Source organism: Arthrobacter sp. BK1 (genome assembly GCF_056680055.1).
This window is the reverse complement of sequence record NZ_CM155263.1, coordinates 342,137-359,072: the sequence shown is the minus strand read 5'-3', so window position 1 is coordinate 359,072 and position 16,936 is coordinate 342,137. Positions and strand designations below refer to the sequence as shown.

General features: G+C 63.9%; 12 protein-coding genes. 2 read left to right on the top strand and 10 right to left on the bottom strand.

Translation table 11 applies throughout. The features are described from left to right. Nucleotide 1 precedes the first annotated feature (1 nt). From AC1MCA_RS01600 to AC1MCA_RS01580, 5 genes are all read right to left on the bottom strand, one after another. Nucleotides 2–871 carry an ABC transporter permease gene (locus AC1MCA_RS01600; RefSeq protein WP_479800751.1) on the bottom strand — a complete coding sequence of 290 codons (870 nt, stop codon included), beginning with the start codon at nt 869–871 and terminating at the stop codon, nt 2–4. Further along, nucleotides 868–1,821 carry an ABC transporter permease gene (locus AC1MCA_RS01595; RefSeq protein ID WP_479800749.1) on the bottom strand — a complete coding sequence of 318 codons (954 nt, stop codon included), beginning with the start codon at nt 1,819–1,821 and terminating at the stop codon, nt 868–870. Before AC1MCA_RS01595 ends, AC1MCA_RS01600 begins: the two co-directional genes overlap by 4 nt. Next, nucleotides 1,818–3,470: an ABC transporter substrate-binding protein gene (locus AC1MCA_RS01590; RefSeq protein WP_479800747.1), complete on the bottom strand. Its 1,653-nt coding sequence runs from the start codon at nt 3,468–3,470 to the stop codon at nt 1,818–1,820. The genes AC1MCA_RS01595 and AC1MCA_RS01590 overlap by 4 nt, the downstream gene beginning before the upstream one ends. 48 nt (nt 3,471–3,518) lie before the next feature. Next, complete coding sequence (locus AC1MCA_RS01585; protein WP_479800745.1) at nt 3,519–4,931, bottom strand: FAD-binding oxidoreductase; 1,413 nt, start codon at nt 4,929–4,931, stop codon at nt 3,519–3,521. Between the two features lie 554 nt (nt 4,932–5,485). Then, entirely contained in the window at nt 5,486–6,010 is a 525-nt protein-coding gene (locus tag AC1MCA_RS01580) for a GNAT family N-acetyltransferase (RefSeq protein WP_479800744.1), read from the bottom strand. A gap of 15 nt (nt 6,011–6,025) precedes the next feature. On the opposite strand from AC1MCA_RS01580, the gene AC1MCA_RS01575 reads away from it, so the two are divergent. After that, nucleotides 6,026–6,553: an IclR family transcriptional regulator domain-containing protein gene (locus AC1MCA_RS01575; protein ID WP_479800742.1), complete on the top strand. Its 528-nt coding sequence runs from the start codon at nt 6,026–6,028 to the stop codon at nt 6,551–6,553. A 253-nt stretch (nt 6,554–6,806) separates the two neighbouring features. Here the strand turns inward: AC1MCA_RS01575 and AC1MCA_RS01570 are convergent, their stop codons facing one another. The 5 genes from AC1MCA_RS01570 to AC1MCA_RS01550 all read right to left on the bottom strand — a co-directional run bounded on the left by AC1MCA_RS01570 (nt 6,807) and on the right by AC1MCA_RS01550 (nt 13,246). Continuing rightward, on the bottom strand, nt 6,807–7,355 hold the full coding sequence (locus AC1MCA_RS01570) for an ABC transporter substrate-binding protein (protein WP_479800740.1): 549 nt from the start codon (nt 7,353–7,355) through the stop codon (nt 6,807–6,809). 593 nt (nt 7,356–7,948) lie between these two features. After that, nucleotides 7,949–8,800 (bottom strand): PRD domain-containing protein, encoded by an 852-nt coding sequence (locus AC1MCA_RS01565; RefSeq protein ID WP_479800738.1) that lies wholly within the window; start codon nt 8,798–8,800, stop codon nt 7,949–7,951. A 64-nt stretch (nt 8,801–8,864) separates the two neighbouring features. Beyond that, nucleotides 8,865–10,295: a glycoside hydrolase family 1 protein gene (locus tag AC1MCA_RS01560; protein ID WP_479800737.1), complete on the bottom strand. Its 1,431-nt coding sequence runs from the start codon at nt 10,293–10,295 to the stop codon at nt 8,865–8,867. A gap of 31 nt (nt 10,296–10,326) precedes the next feature. After that, nucleotides 10,327–12,222, bottom strand: coding sequence for a beta-glucoside-specific PTS transporter subunit IIABC (locus tag AC1MCA_RS01555; protein ID WP_479800736.1), 1,896 nt, complete (start codon nt 12,220–12,222; stop codon nt 10,327–10,329). Between the two features lie 169 nt (nt 12,223–12,391). Beyond that, nucleotides 12,392–13,246 (bottom strand): HAD-IIB family hydrolase, encoded by an 855-nt coding sequence (locus AC1MCA_RS01550; protein ID WP_479800735.1) that lies wholly within the window; start codon nt 13,244–13,246, stop codon nt 12,392–12,394. Between the two features lie 650 nt (nt 13,247–13,896). Between AC1MCA_RS01550 and AC1MCA_RS01545 the strand changes: the two genes are divergently transcribed. Continuing rightward, nucleotides 13,897–16,692, top strand: a complete 2,796-nt coding sequence (locus AC1MCA_RS01545; protein WP_479800733.1) for a glycoside hydrolase family 3 protein — start codon at nt 13,897–13,899, stop codon at nt 16,690–16,692. Nucleotides 16,693–16,936: the final 244 nt, after the last annotated feature.

Genomic DNA, 16,936 nt, shown 5'->3' with positions numbered 1-16,936 from the left:
GTCACTTGGCGTTTCGCAGCCAGCGGCTGATGCGGTTTACGGAGAGAACGGTGACCACAATGACCAGTGCGGGTGCGTACACCAGCCACGGTGCCGTGATGTAGGTTTTGCCCGAGGCGACCAGCAGTCCCCAGTCCGAGGCAGGGGGTGGATCGCCGTAGCCGAGGAAAGCCAGTGAGGCGATGACCAGGATGGACGTGCCGAACTGCAGGACGGCCAGGACAAGCACTGAACGGTAGGCGTTGGGGAGGATGTGTCCCAGCAGTGCGTGGAGCCGGGTTCCACCTTCGAGGTACGACGCCTCTACATAGGTTGCGCTGCGGACGCGCATGACTTCTGCGCGCATCAGCCGGGCGAAGACGGCGACGGCGGACACTCCGGTTGCGATGGCGGCGTTGATGGTTTGGAAACCCAGGGAGCTGACGATGACCACTGCGAGGAGGAAGCCGGGGATGGCGAGCAGGACGTCCACAAAGCGGCCCAGAATGGTGTCGAGCCAACCTCCACGGAAACCGCTGGCCAGGCCAATGATGCTTCCCACCACCAGGCCGATCAGTACCGCCACCAAAGCGCTGGTGACCGAGGATGCCGTCCCGTACACCACGCGGGCGTACTGGTCCCGGCCCAGGTAGTCAGTGCCAAACCAGTGCCCTGCACTCGGCGCGGCCAGTTTGCTGGCTGTTTCTCCCGTGACGGGACTGAACGAGGTGAAGAGGCCGGGTACGAGCGACCACAGGATGACCAGGAGCACCACGGCGAAGGACAGTATGACAGTGACGGGCGGCAGGCCCGAGGTTAGCTTCCCGGACCGTGTACCGGACCCTCCCGTACCGATGCGGCCCAGTTGCGGGTTGGTGAGTATGGCAGTCACGCCCCTACCTTCTCTCTGAGTTTGACGCGGGGATCCAGCAGCGGCGACGCGAGGTCCGCCGCCAGATTGACGGCCACAAAGATCACGGCCGAGAGTGACACCACTGCCTGAAGCACCGGCTGGTCCTCGCCGGTGACAGCCTGCTGGACCACGGTCCCGATCCCGTCCCGCCCGAAGATGGTCTCCGTGATGACGGAGCCACCGAGCAGCTCGCCGACGATGAGGGCGACCATGGCCACGGAAGGCAAGGCAGACGGCTTCACCAGGTGCTTCGCGAACAGCCTGGCCTCGGTCAACCCGCGGGAACGTGCAACCACGGCGTACTCCTGCCGGGATTCATGGTCGAGGCTGGCGATCAGGACCTCGGCCAGCGGCGCGGACACCGGAATGGCCAGGGTGACCGCCGCGAACAGTGTCGCCACCGCGCTGTTCGGGTCCGTAGTGGTGAAGGAGTGGAGCCGGAAGGCAAACAGTTCGATCAGCACCAGACCGATCACGAAGTTTGGCACCGACAGGAAAAACGACGGGATGGAGCGGACCATTGCCGCCCACTTGCCGGGCAGATACTGCGCACCGTACGCGATGGCCACGGCGAAAACTACGGCGATCAGCAAGGCGCTCGTTGCCAGGATCAGCGTCGACGGGAGGGCATCTCCCACCAGCTGGGCCACCGGCAGGTTGGACTGCAGGGAGAATCCAAGTTCCCCGATCAGGAAGCGGCCCAGGGAAAGCAGCAGCTGGACGATGACCGGCTGATCGAGGCCGTAGAAGGCCACGATCCGCTGGATGTCTTCTTCGCTCAGGCCACGCTGGGGATCACGGAGCGTGTTGGTGATCGCGTCACCCGGGAGCACGCTGATGACCAGGAACGTGAGCACATAGGCAAGAAGTACCACGACAACCGCCTGGCCCGCCCGCGTGAGGGCAAAGCGCTTGTAGTCGCTGGTCACTTGGCAATCCAGGCGGTATAGAAGTTAGCGTACGCCAGGCCGTTGTACTGGACGTCCTTGACCTTGGGGCTGATCAGGTAGAGGCGCTGGACGAGCTGGTTCAGGGGAACGAAGTAGCCCTGTTCCAGGACGTACTGCTGCAGCTCGTCGGCTACCTTTTCGCGGGACGCCCGGTCCGATGCCGTGGCGATGGCGGTGGAGAGGTCATTTAGCTTCTGGTCGCTCGTTCCAAGTCCGAACCAGTCTTCGCCCTTGTTCTGGCTGGTCAGGACTCCTGCGACGGTTCCCACGTCGACAAAGCTGCGCGAGGTCTGGAACAGCGGCGGCTTGCTGGCTTGCACCGCTGCGTAGCCCGCGACGTCCACGACCTTGAGGTTGACCTTGATGCCCACCTTTTTGAGCTGCTGGGCGATGAGCTCGTCCTCAGCCTTCGTGGACGGGACGTAAGGGTTAGGCGTCAGGGTGAACTCGAGGGTTTTGCCGTTCTTGGTGCGGTAACCCTCCGGCCCGGCCTTCCAGCCGGCGTCGTCGAGGACCTTGTTGGCCTTGTCGGGGTCGAACTTGAAGGAGCCGCTGAATTCGCCGGCTTCGGGGACGTTGCCCTGGATGAAGGTGGTGGCGGCGTTCCAGTCGCTCGTGTAGACCGTGTTGCGGATCTCTTCCCGGTTGATGCCGTGTTGGATGGCCTGGCGGACGGCGAGTTCGTTGGTGGGGAAGGCCTGGGTATTGACCTGGAATCCGTCCACGAAGCCTAGGTAGCGCGGGGTTCCAACGGTGAAGCCCTGGGCTTTGAGCGACTCAATTTCCTGGGGCTCAACGTTGTAGGCGACGTCTGCCTGGCCGGAGACAACCGTGGAGGTCCTGACCGAGGTGTCCTTGATGACCTTGTACGTGATGGTGTCCAGGCGGGCCGCGCCGGTGTGTCCGAGCGCTGCTGGGCCCCAGTTGTAGTCCTTTCGCTTCTCCAGCACGTAGCTGTCGCCCTGCTTCCAGGACTTGACCACGAATGGCCCGCTGCCGATTTCCTGGCTGAGGTCGGCTTGGGCTTCCACCGGCAGGGCGAGGGTCTTCGGGGATAGCAGGATGCAGCCGTGGTAGGCGAGGGTGGCGATAAAGCCCAGCGCAGGGGAGGAGAAGGAGACCTTGACCGTGGACTCGTCGGTGGCCTCGGCGGCGACGAAGTTGCTTGACGGGAACAGGCCCACCTTGCTGACGCCGCGGGTGGCGTCGCCCTTAGCCCAGGCGTTGAGGTTGGCAACGACGGCGGCCGCGTCCACCGGGCTGCCGTCGGAGAAGGTTACGCCCTTCTTCAGGTGCAGGAAGAAGTCCTTGGCGCCGTTGAGTTCTTCCCAGCTCTCCGCGACCCAGGGGCTGAGTTCGCCCTCTTCGTTGACGTACACGAGCTTGTCCGTGATGTGTCCCCAGAGGTTGCCCTCGTAGCTGGATATGGAGGTCTTGCTGGAGACCCAGCCGGTGTCGTAGCCCTGGACCAGGAAGGTGATGTTGCCGCCGTCAACGGGTGTACCGGAACTGGACGTGCTGGTGGCGGTGACGCCGCCGCACGCAGTCAGCAGGGCGGTCGTGGAAAGGGCGCTCAGGCCGGCGAGGAAGATTCGCCGGCGGATTTCAGGGCTATAGACAGTGCTCATTATGGGTTCTCCTTGATGCGTTCGGGGATGTTCCAGCTGGCAGGGCAGCTAGATGGCCTTGCCGGGGTTGAGGATCTGTTGTGGGTCGAGAGCCGACTTGATGGAATGTTGGACGCCGCGGCTGCGCTCGGAAAGTTCGAGCGCCGCCCACTCGCGCTTGATGGTCCCCACACCGTGTTCACCGGTGACCGTGCCGCCCAGCGACAGCGCCAGTTTGACGAGTTCGGTGGCTGCTTCTAAGAGGGAGGCAGGCGGGTGGGCGCCGTCGTCGGGGGTTCTGTCCTTGGTGATGAGTGGGTGAAGGTTGCCGTCACCGGCGTGGGACACTGCCGATACGGCGACGCCGAAGCGTGCTTCGAGCGCCGGGAAGGCGGCGTAGACCGTGGGGAGCTGGGACTTGGGGACGGCGATGTCCTCGCCGACGTACCACTTGTCCTGCGGGAGGCCGCGGCCGCTGCGGCGGAGCTCCCAGAGCCGGACGCCGTCCTCGTGCGACTCCACGGTGAACCTGCCCCCGGCTTCGGTGAGCGCTGCCTTGAGGTCCGCGATTTGCTCGTTGATGCCGTAGCCATCGAGTTCGATGAGGATCAGCGCAGCGCCACGGTCCCGTAAGGCGGTTCCGGAGTAGGCGTCAATGTTTGCGAGGCTGGGCGTGTCGAAGAATTCGATCGAAGCAGGGCGCACGGGCGAGAGGGTGATGGCAGCCAGACCCACCGCGCCTTCGGCTGTGCTGTCGAAGAACGCGCTGACCGTTTCGCGGGCCACCGGAATGGGGCGCAGGCGGACTGTCGCTCTCACGACGATGCCGAGGATGCCTTCAGAGCCGACAAACAACGACGTGAGATCAAGGCCTGTGACGCCCTTGATGGAACGGTGTCCGACGCTGATGAGGCTGCCGTCAGCCAGTACGACATCGAGCGACAGGATCGATTCTCGCGTCACCCCGTACTTCGCGCACCGGAGTCCACCGGCGTTAGTGGCGATATTTCCGCCGATCGACGAAATGTCGAAACTTGCCGGGTCCGGAGCATAAAAGAGACCGAACGGCTCCAAATGCTTGTTGAGTTCCGCATTAATAACGCCCGGTTCGATAACTGCGACTTCATCCAGATGCGATACCTCGATGATGCGGTTGAGTTTTTCCGTGGAAATGACCACTTGGTCCTGTTGGGCTGTGGCGCCGCCGGACAGGCCCGTGCCGGCGCCGCGGGGCACCACCGTCACTCCAAGTTCGGCTGCAAGTTTGACCGCCGCCTGCACTTCGGCTGCCGTGGAGGGAAACACGACGGCGGGTCCGGGCTGCTGCGTTGCGGCCGCAGCTTTCGCCGTGGCGGCGTCGTAACCGTAAGGGGCGGTCCCGGTACCCGGCTCCAGCACCTCGATGTCTTCGAGGCGGTGGGTGAGTTCCAGGATGTAGTCCTGGATGAAGCTGGCTGTTGCACTGGTCTGCTGTGTTGTCATGGCGTCATCTCTCTGCCTCGAGTGGCAGACGTTGAACGCTTTCGCTTGCGCACGAACCATCTCAGGGCCTTTTGGTGAATTCCCCAATCTCGATGTGACCGGGAGTCAGTCCTAGAAAATTAGCCGGTATAAATAACCAGCACTAATTGGTACGACATGGCAATCAACACTTCTCAACCGGGAGTCGTAAACACTCCGATTTCGTAAAGTTAAGTCATTCAGAGTGACGTGAAGACTTTATTTCTTTGAACTTCTCCGAGTAACGCCAAGAGGGTTCCGGGAAAGGGACTACCAAAGCCGCAGCTTCCGGCCCAGTTCGCCCGCTGGCGCCCGTGGAGCTCTCCTGAGCTCAACGCCAATGGGTAGCCATCGCCGTGCCTTGGCTCTGGGACCATTGCTGGTGGTCCTGGGCGAGGCCGTCGCGGCAGTGGACGTTCCCGTGCACAGATTTGGGGAGCGCCGGCTGCAATGCGCGCCGGGAAGCCCCTGGAGATCGGCGGGTGTTGTGGTTTTGCGGGCTACCTGAGCGCCACCCCGAAAATCCGGCCTGACGGCTATGTGAATAATTTGCGGAAACAGACGCTACCAAGGTCCCCGGCGTAGGGGCCGAAACCTGGAATAGGGTCCCAGCCTTCGCGAGAATATAGGGCGATGGCTTCTGGCTGAAGGATCCCGGTCTGCAGCACCAACTCCTCTATGCTGAGGCGGCGGGCGCTTCCTTCAACCTTGGCCAACGCCTGCTGGGCGAGAGCCCGGCGCCGGAAGCCGGGGGCCACGAAGACGCGCTTTACTTCCCAATAGCAGGGGTTCCGGAGCAGGGCGGCTGTGGCGGCCGGTTTGCCGTCGACGAGGGCGATCCATACCGTTTCGATGTTCTCTGCTTTGGGTGGAAGCGGCCGTGGACGTCCTTGCTCTACAAGTGCCCGGTACCGGGGGCCAAGCTCCGCGTCCATCTGCCCGCGGAGATCTACCGCCCACCCGTGGTCCCAGCCTGTTTCAACCCAGGAAACTGCTAGGGGCGGTGCTCCTGCAGGGCGCACCACCTCCGCGTTCTGATCGATCAGGTTCCGAAATGTCACAGTCGTCCTCACGTCATGGCAGCGATGCTGAATGCCCGGCTACGTTCCTTTGTCAGCCACTGTAGGAGCAGTAAAGGACACGTACACAGGCAGCACTGCCGATTCCGTAACGCTATGAAACCCGACGTCCGGTGGCGAAACAAGCAGTCACTTTCGGCAACAGAGAACCGCATAAAAATTCCTTCGCCCCGACAGCTCCACAGTAATGAGATCGGGTGGCACGACACGGCGATCACCAGAGTTCGGAGCCCCGGAGCTTTGGGCGGTCACGCTGGCGTTCCCTTCACGGAGCCACACCACCGGACAGTGTTCTGGGCGATGGTGTCACAGGAACTGGAGGAGGGCCTTCGCGGCGTGGCTGTCCCGGTCTGGCGAGGCAATGACGTTGTCGCGGCGGTCAACGTGTCCCTCCAGACGCACCGGGCGCCCGCCGAGGCTATCGAAAAGACAGTCGTTCCACTTCTTCAGGAAACCGCACGGAAGATCGGCGCCGACTACGGCGGACTGAGCATGGAAGCGCCCAGGTTCGCAGGCCGACACTAGGCCCCCTCCTGCCAGCGGTGCACCTCAACCTGACGTATGCGAAGTCTGACGTAGGAACAGATCCGCTTCGCCTTACCAATGCGCGCTTAATCGGCCACGCAGTTCGTTGATCGAGTACTCCTTGAGCCCTGAGGGCCGGCCTTGTTGCAGTGCATGCAGGGAAGAAACGCCGGGCCGGAACGGCCTGCGTGCCAGTAGCTGGGAGTACATGCCTGCCGTGCTCTTTTGGATTGTGGTCGGCGTCTTTGCGCTCTCACCTTATTTCGTTGGTTTTGGCCGTCTGCTTTGGTGGTGCCTTCTGGTAGAGCCCCCTGCGTCCACCCTGACCGCCGTCCGCGACGACGAAACAGCCGCCAAAGCCAACGGAGTGGCTCCACCAGACCGCGCAAGCGATGTTCTTGGTCAGGTTGCCCAGGGCTTCGGCTCCGGAGTGGAACAGCATGGCCTTGGCCGCCGTGGCGAGTTTGGAGCGGTAGCCCTGCTGTGCAGCCTGCTTCCAGAAGGTCTGAAAGTCCGGCGGGATCGGGGTGCAGGTAAAGATCTCGGCGTTCTTGGCCTTTAATTTGGCGATGGACGAGCTGAAGTCGGTGGCACCGTTCTGGTAGGCGGCGCCGTCGATCAGCTGGAAGCCCTTGGCCGCAGCCAGCGGAGTCAGTCCGGCGCGGAAGGCATTCGCGCCCGAGTCGCACGGCCACAACCCCTCGACTTTGCGGTTGCCTGCTCCCTTCCGGTCCCACATGGGCGTAAAGCAGTCGGCGAATTGCTGCATGCCCAAGAAAAAGGTGCCCGTATACCCCTCCATGCCACAGGCGTCGGCAAAGCACTGCTCGCCGTCAGCCCGGAGGCCTTCACTGACGCCATCCTCACGGTGCCCCTGGCCGATACACGCCGGAGACCATCGCAGACCGGAGAACGCTGTCGCCGGAACCGCTTAGCCGAGCATAAGCGACCGGATCTCCGGAGTGCAGCGCTGACAATGCCACGGGCGCTGGCCGGTGAACGCTCAAGAACAGCCGCCGATCGTCTCCACCCGCTCCCAAACAGAGCCGCAGTAGGCGACCTGTCACGGCCGCGACTACCTCGCCGAGGCCTACACGGCCCGTCCGCCCCCTTAGCCGGATCTAAGGTCTTTAGCTGCGGGCCAGGGGGGCAAGGCGGCGATGGCGCCGAAGGGCCTGTCCGCCACGAAATCCGGCAGTGGGCTGCGGTCGAACTCGAAGACTGCGCGCCGGACGGCCAGGAAGTCGAGCGGGTTCCCGGGTTCCGAGCCCTAGCGGCGGATCGCGACGGTCGCAGTCCCTCGGGTGATGCGCGTTGAAGTCCAGCACGAGGGATCCAGACTCAAGGAGACGTGCTCCTTCGACAAACGTCGTGAAGTCCCATCTGCCGGTGTGGTCAGGAAACTTGGCTACGGTCTTCGTCCACCAGACGTGCCACATGCAGGGTGAGGTAGGTGACCTCGTCCTCCGTGAGCGGTTCGCCGATCCTGAGTTCCAGGACTGCCTGAAGCTTCAGGGCAGTGGAGTAAGCCTCCGGGTATGAGTCCCGGATCGCTATGCGTAGCTTGCTGGCTCCCTCGTCCAGCTGCTTGCCTGAGCCTGCCCGCACAAAGAAATAGCGCAGATGGGTGATGAACCGGGCTGCGTTTACGGTGTCGCGGTTGAAAGGGCGGCCGGAAGCCTGCTCCAGGACCTCGAAAAGCTGGGTGAAGACGCCCGTCATCTGGTAGGTGGAGGAGAGGTCGCCGGTCGCGAAGCCGGCATTGACCAGGTGCAGTGCGATGGCCACGGCCTCGTCGTCGGCAAGCGGCGCTTCGAGGGCTGCGTTGACGTGGTCCAGGATGCGCCGGGCCGCCTTGAGCTCTGCGGGGTAGAGGTGGGAAACCTCGGCGCGGAGGGGGTAGTCGAACTCGATGCCCTGGCGGAGGCGTTTGATGGCGAAGCTGAGGTGGTCCGCCAAGGCGACAGACAGGACCGAGCTGTAGGGAATGTCGTGTTCGGCACGCCCGGCTTCAAGCGCCTGCTCGGCCAGCAGGAGATGCTCAGGCGGGATGGCGGCAACCATGGCGCCGAGATTGTCGGGGTCGCGGCCGTCTTCGGGAACAAACGTGCGCAGCACCTTCGCCGGGTCCACCTTCTGGCCAGGTTTGGCCTGGAAGCCCAGCCCCCGGCCGGTGAGGATCACCTCGCGGCCCGCAGCCTCGCGTGCAAGGACCACGTTGTTGTTGAAGACGCGCAGGACTTCCACGTCGTTGTTCTCCTGCCTTGTTGGTGGAGGGCGGAGGCCGCTGAAGGCCTCCGCCCCGAAGCGGTCAGCGCAGGGCTGCGCCGTTGCTCGAAATCACGTCCTGGTACCAGCCGAAGGACTTTTTCCGGTACCGCTCGAGCGTACCGGAACCGTCATCGTTGCGGTCCACGTAGATGAAGCCGTACCGCTTGCTCAGCTGCGCAGTGGAAGCACTGACGACGTCGATGCAGCCCCACGCGGTGTAGCCCAGGACCTCGGCACCGTCCGCGATCGCTTCGCGCACCTGTACCAGGTGGTCATTGAGGTAGTCGATCCTGTAGTCGTCTTCCACGGTCAGGCCTTCCGCGGTGTCCACGAGGACGTCCTTGGCGCCGATGCCGTTCTCCACCACAAACAACGGCTTCTGCCACCGTTCCCAGTAATCGTTGATCACAACACGGAGGCCTTGCGGATCAATCTGCCAGCCCCACTCGGACGCTTCAAGGGTGGGGTTGGGAACGCCGCCCATGATATTTCCCGGCCCCTTCTCCACATTCGGATCCGCCGATTCGCAGATGCTCATGTAGTAGCTGAAGGAGACGAAGTCCACGGTGTTCTTCAGGTCCACACGGTCCTGGTCCGTGATCTCCAGGTCAATGCCGTTGTCGCGGAAGTAGCGCTGGAGATAGCCCGGATAGTCTCCGCGGCAGTGGATGTCGCCGAAAGCGTAGCTGGCATGTGCCGTGTCCATGGTGCGAACCACGTCATCCGGTGATGGCGTGAGCGGGTAGACCGGGAGGGCCAGGATCATGCAGCCGACCTTCGCGGCCGGCATGATCTCCCGGGCCAGCCGCGTTGCCCGCGCAGAAGCAACGAGCTCGTGGTGGATAGCCTGGTAGAGGTCCGAATCGGTCAGTTCCGCGCGGGGAGTGGGGATGCCGCCGGACATGAACGGTTCGTGCAGGACCGAGTTGATCTCGTTGAAGGTCAGCCAGAACTTGACCCGGCTTCCGAAGCGTTCAAACAGCACGCGGCAGTAGCGCTCGTAGAAGCCGATGAGCTGCCGGTTGGTCCAGCCACCGTAGCCGCGGGCCAGGTTCAGTGGGGTCTCGTAGTGGCTGATGGTCACCATCGGCTCGATGCCGTGCTTCTCCAGCTCGTCCAGCACCCGGCTGTAGAAGGCCAGGCCTTCCTCGTTGGGCTGTTCGTCGTCGCCGTTGGGGAAGATCCGGCTCCAAGCGATGGAGAACCTGTAGACCTTGAAGCCCATCTCGGCGAAGAGCGCGATGTCCTCCGCGTACCGGTTGTAGAAATCTATGGCCGTTTGCTTAAGGTTCTCCGGAGTCGGGCCCTCCGTGGGCTGCTCGGTGATTCCCTGGGGCATCACATCCTGGATGGACAAGCCCTTGCCGCCCTCGGCGTAGGCGCCTTCGACCTGGTTTGCGGCGGTGGCACCGCCCCAGAGGAAGCCCTGGGGGAACGGTCCGGTGGCTGGTTTGGTAGCTGCTTGAGTCATGCTGCGCGTTCCTATCGTTGCGGGTCAGGTTCTAGAGTTCGACGTCGAGCGCCGCGGCGCCGCGAGTCAGGTGAGTCCCGCCCAAAGGCACGACGGCGGTCAGGTCGCGGGTGTTGGTGACCACCATGAGTGTTGTTGAGTCGTAGCCGGCCGCCAGGATCCGGGCGCGGTCAATGGTGGCCAGGAGATCCCCGGCTTCAACGCGCTGGCCACGGGTCACGGCAGCTTCGAAGCCCTCGCCCTTCATCTGGACGGTGTCGATGCCGATGTGCACCAGGACCTCCACGCCGTCGTCGGTCTTGATGCCGTAGGCGTGCCCGGTCTTCATGACGGCCTTGACGGTGCCCGAAACGGGGGAGTACACGGCGTCTTCCTCGGGAACGATTCCGATGCCGGAACCCATCGCGCCGGAGGCAAAAACCTTGTCAGGCACATCAGCCAAGGCGATCACGGAACCAGTCACCGGGGCGAGGACCGTGACATTGCTTGCGACCGGGGCCGCGGTCGAGCCTTCGGCGACAGCGGGGCTGGGGACGGCGTCGTCTTTGGCTGCGTCAACTGTTTCGCGGGGGCCGAAGATGAACGTCAGGACGAAGGCGATCACGATTGCAACTCCCGTGCCAATGAGCAGCAGGACGAAGTTCCCCACTGAGGCGAAGGCCGGGAGGGAAAGGAGCGAGGGGAAGACGAAGGCGCTGGCCGCGCTGCCACCCATAGCAGCAATGGCGCCACCCACGGCACCGCCCGCGATGCCGAAGTAGAAGGGCGTCTTCAGGGGCAGGTTCACGCCGTAGATGCCGGGCTCGGTGACGCCGGCAAGGAAACCGGAGAGAGCTGCAGGGGCGGCCACTTCGCGGCGCTTCGCGCTGCGGCTGCGGAGGGCGACGGCCACCATCGCGGCAGCCTGGGCCAGGACGGCTGGGAGCAGCGGGCCCATTAGCAGGGAGTGCCCGGTGGTGGCGAGGTCGTTGGCCATGATCGGCACGAAGCCCCAGTGCAGGCCGAAGAGAACGAAGACCTGCCAGAAGCCACCCATGAGGGCACCGGCCAGCCACGGCGCGAAGCCGAAGATCGCGGTGATGCCGGCGGAAACGCCCTGGGAAGCGAACGTAGTGAGCGGGCCGACGGTCAGGAGCGTCAGCGGGACCATGATGACGATGGACAGCAGTGGGGTCAGGAAGTTCCGGACGGCCGATGGCAGGACCTTCAACAGGAAGCGCTCGAGGTACCCCTGGAGCCATACGGCCACGATGATCGGAATCACCGAGCTGGTGTAGTTCATCATCACCACCGGGATGCCAGCGAAGTCCACCGGCTTGCCCGCAGCAGCGAGGGCCACGATGCTCGGGTAGACCAGGGCGCCGGCAATGGCCATCGAGGTGAACTGGTTCGTCTTGAACCTGCGCGCGGCCGTGATGGCCAGGAACAGCGGCAGGAAATAGAACAGGGCGTCCGCTGCCGCGGACAGGATCACGAAGGTTTGGTTGGTGGGGACAACCCAGCCGAAGGTGATGGCCATGCTAAGGAACGCCTTGAGCAGACCGGAGCCGGCTAGCGGCCACAAGATGGGCGAGAAGATGGCCGAGACCATTTCGATGAAGCGGTTGAAGAGGTTGCCCTGCGCCGGGGCTTCCTCAGCCGAGTCTTCGTTGCCGAAGCGGCTGATCTTGCCGAGTCCGGCGAAAACCAGCGGGACGTCGTTGCCTATGACCACCTGGTACTGCCCGCCGGCCTGCATGACCGCGATGACGCCCGGCAGCTTCTCGACGGCGGCCGTGTCGGCTTTCGCCTCGTCCCGCAGCCTCAGCCTCAGCCGTGTTGCGCAGTGGGTGGCACCCACCAGGTTCTTCTCGCCTCCGACACCCTCGAGGATGTCTGCGGCCAATGTCGTGTAGTTCACCGAAGCCATGGCAGTCCTTTCTGTCATTGCGTCATTTCGGGCATAAAAAAAGACCCAAGCCGCACGTTTCCGTACGTCTCAGGTCTTGCCTCGTGTCCGAGTAACAATCCTTCAGGCTGCATCGCCTGCTTGGAGCAGTTTACCCATGATCTGTGTCACAGGCAAATCGTCCTGGAATCAATAGCCAGAGGCCACCTCAGATGAGGCCGAGCTTGGCGAACGCGTCCACAAGTCCTTCACGGTGCGGCGGCGCTGCCGTGCGGTCTGCCAAGGCGAGGAGTTCGGGCGAGGATCCCTCAATGGCGATGCCCACCCCCGCGAAAGCGATCATCTCCAGATCGTTCTGGCCGTCGCCGACAGCGATGGTGTCTTCCCGGTCGATGCCGAGATGGGCGATGGCGGCAGCGACGCCGTCGGCCTTGCTGATGCCTCGCTGGTACAGCTCGCCGGCGTGGCGCCCGTCATCGGCGATCGAGTTGGCGACGACGGCGATGTCCGGCCCGATCTCGAGGGCAATTTCCTCCATCGGGACGGGGGCCTCGAAGACAGAGATTTTCGCGAATGCGGTGGCCGCGCGGTCCGCTGTCACCTGCACGGAGCCCAGGATGGCTGACGAACCGCTTGCCCGGCCGTCCGGGGCGCGCCGGAAATGCTCTTCGATAATAAACCGGAGCCTTTCCTCCCTTTCGGGGGCCACATGGAGCGAGTCCTGCGCTTCAAGGATGTAGACAGCCCCGTGGGCATCGAGTGCTGCAACTGTCCTGGCTGCGAGGTCGGCAGGGAAGCGGCGGTCCAGCAGGACCTCGCCGTCAACTTCCGCGTAGGCGCCTGCGCTGGCCACCAGGCCGTCGAAGCCGGCTGCGAGGATGCTTTCGGGCAGCATTGACACGGGACGTCCGGTGCACAGAAGGACCTTGTGGCCCGCCGCCCGCGCAGTGCGGACGGCCTGCACGTGGCCTTCGGGAACGATGCCATAGTCGGCATAGGTGCCGTCCACATCCAGGAAGACCGCATAAATGGTTGCGGTGGGCGTGCTTGGCTTCGAACTCATAATCCGGAATTCTACAGGCGCAGCGTGGTCGCTCCGGAGCCAGGAGAGCCGTGTTGCCGCAGGGTGCCGCCGGATTTGACGCCGTGCGCCCATTTCTCCAAACCGGGACCGGATATGTAACTGGTCTTTCAGTACCGGTTCATGCGTCGTAACGATCTTGGGACATGACGTGCGGAAGCTCTCCATGCTTCGCTCCGATGCTTCTGACATGTCCAGCGGGGGGCCTTGTCCTGACCGGCGACGTGGATTTCGGTTAGCCGCACTACGGTGCACCAGGTCGCATACGCTGGCGGGCGCTGCGCTCCCGGGCGGAGAACGCGTTCGTGGGATATCTAGTGAGTGTCTTCGGTCAGGTAGAGCCGCGAACAGTTGATGAGCCAGGTTGTGCTATTGCGAAGATCACCTGACTGTTTGGCACTTGGCACGAGCCATTGTCAGCGCTGGTCGAAGAGTGAGCCATGACGCCAGGCCGTCACATTGGCTGAGTTTTCGACCGTCACCGACAGCCATGTGTCATTATCTAGGGAGACTTGGTTTTCGTCCTACTCACCAGGCGCAGGCACAGTGCAGAACCGTTCGGGCTCAGGTGTCCGCCCTGCATAGCTATTCGGCCGTCAAGTCTTCCCATTCGCACCCACAAGAGGAATTCCTTGATCACCAAGAAAACCTGGCGCCGACGGCATTCTGCTCTCGCTGCGACCACTAGCGCATTGGCTCTCGCCGTCACGATTGGCTCGGGCCTTCCGGCCGTCGCTGTCCCTCTCACCGATTCGTCCTCCTCCGAGAACAACAACGGTGCAGGTCGTGGCGCACAGCAGGACGCCCGCGAAAAGGCACTGAAAAACGGCTCCGGCCAAAAGACGACCGTGGCGCCCGTCAACGGGGCATGGATGGACACGAAGCTAACCTCCGACCAGCGGGCCGACCTGCTGCTCGCGCAGATGACGCTTGAGGAAAAGGTGTCCCGCCTGCACGGCGAGTTCAGTGGCGAAACCGCGTTCTATATCGCACCCGTCGACCGACTGGGGATTCCCGCCCTCCTCCTCACCGATGCCGGCGCGGGCGTCCGCGTCACGAATCAGGACACCAACGGAGGTAGGGCAACGGCCCTTCCCGCTCCCCTGGCCCTCGGTGCTACCTGGGACACCTCTTTGGCCACCCAGTACGGCGACATTCTTGGTGCCGAGACCCGCGCGACCGGTCAGAACGGCCTGCTTGGCCCGACCGGGGACCTTGTCCGCGATGCCCGCTGGGGCCGCGCCTTCGAGAGCCTCGGCGAAGACCCGCGCCTGACGTCGAAGCTCCTCGCGGCCGAGGTCGAGGCCGTGCAGGCGCACGACGTCGTCGCTACCGTGAAGCACCCCGCGGCCTACTCGCAGGAGGAGTCCAGGCTGAGCGGCGCGAACGTCGAGCTTAGCGAGCGGGCCCTGCGCGAGGTCTACCTCGCACCGATCGAAGCAGCCATTCAGGCCGGCGTCGGTTCGGCCATGTGCTCCTTCAACAAGGTCAATAGCGTCTACGCCTGTGAGAGCTCCGAGGTCTTCGACATCCTCAAGCAGGACTACGGCTTCAAGGGCTTCATTCAGACCGACTATGCAGCAGCACACAGCACCGTTGACTCGGCCAACAACGGCCTTGATGTCGAGTTCCCGGCAGCCGCGTACTTCGGCCAGCCGTTGATCGACGCCGTGAACCGCGGCGACGTTAGCGTCGCCACGATCGACGACAAGGTGCACCGCGTTCTGCGTACCATGTTCGAGTTCGGTTCCTTCGACACGCCGATCGCGATCACCCCGCTGGATGCGGCCGCCGGCAGCGCCGTGGCGCAGGAGGTCGCCGAGGAAGGCACCGTCCTGCTCAAGAACGCGGGCACGGCGGGCTCCACCAGTCCCGCCCTGCCGCTTGACGCCGCAGCGATCTCCTCGCTCGCGGTCATCGGTTCCGACGCGGATGCCCTCGCCACCGGCGGTGGCAGCTCCGTGGTGAAACCCACCAACGTGTCGACGCCGCTGGACGCCATCACGGCGCGTGCCGGTGCAGGCGTCAAGGTCACTTATGCGGAGGGTACCGACGAGGTCGGTCCCGCACACTCCCTGAGCGGTGCCGCCGTGCCGTCATCGGTCCTCGCCCCTGCAGGGGACCCGACGGCTACCGGCATCAAGGCCGAGTACTGGTTCAACGGTGCGGACACGGCCGGTACACCGGCTTTGACGCGTGTCGAGGATCAGATCGCTTTGAGTGCAGGTTTCCTTACGCTCGATGGCCTGTACGGCTCGTCCGTCCCCAAGATCCCGGGCTACGCGTTCGGCGGCCCGCTGACCGCGCGCTGGTCCGGCACCATCACGGCGCCGGCCGATGGCGAGTACAAGCTCTCCCTGACCGGCTTCGGCAGTGCCCGGTTGTTCCTCGACGGTGAAGAGGTCATCAACGCCTCGGATCCCCACGCCGTCCGCACGGACACCAGCCTCGCCCTGCAGCTGAAGGCCGGCGAAGCCCACGAACTGCGGGTGGAGTACTCGAACAACGCGAGCGACCCCGACCAGGAGTCCGCCGCCGACCTCGTGATGACCTGGGAGCACCCCGAGGGCATCGTGACCCCCGCGGTCGCTGAGGCCGTCGCAGCGGCGAAGGCATCGGACGTCGCGGTTGTTTTCGCCCGCGACTACGTCGGCGAAGGCCGCGACAAGAAGACGCTGACACTCGCGAACGAGCAGGACGCCCTCATCAAGGCTGTCACCGCCGCGAACCCGCGAACCGTCGTCGTCCTGACGACGTCCGGCTCGGTCAACATGCCGTGGCTAAACGACGTCCCCTCGGTCCTCGAGGCATGGTACGGCGGACAGGAGCAAGGCGCGGCGATTGCCCGCGTGCTGTTCGGCGACGTCAACCCTTCGGGCAAGCTGCCCGTTACCTTCGCCACCGGTGATGCCGCGACACCCACCGCGGCGCCTGCCCGCTTCCCGGGCATCGACCGGACCGCAACCATCGGTGACGACGTAAATATCGGCTACCGCGGATACCTGGCTGCGGGTATCACCCCGCAGTTCTCGTTTGGCCACGGCCTGAGCTATACCACATTCGGGTACAAGAACCTGAAGGCCGTGTCCTCCGGTAAGCCGGTCGCAAACGGTGGCACAGCGACTGTCCGTGTGACCGTCGACGTCGCGAATACCGGGGCGCGCGCTGGCACGGAGACCGTGCAGGTTTACCTCGGCTCACTGCCGACAAAGGCGGTCGCCACCCCGGCACGCCAGCTGGCCGGTTTCGGCAAGGTTGACCTGGCCGCAGGCAAGTCCTCGAAGGTCACGGTCGATCTCGATGCCCGTGCGTTCTCGTACTGGGATTCCACTGCCGACGCCTGGGTCACCCCTACCGGCAACGTCCCGATCTACGTCGGCACGTCCTCCGCGGACGCGAAGTTGCAGGGAACTGTCAGCATCCGCTGAGACAGCACCACCTCAGTAACACCGTAAAAGGGAAGGATCCGGGACTGCAGTCCCGGATCCTTCCCTTTGGTGCGTCACGTTTATGGGTCTCGGCGCCGGGAACTACCGGTTTGACGACTTCGGGCATTTCACTCGATCGAACACCCTCAAGAACTTTGAGGGCGATGTGCCCTCGGCTCGCGCGCCAACCCGGTGGGAGTGTTTTCCTGGAATTCCTCCAACGCTGCTGTCACGAGGGGCGTTA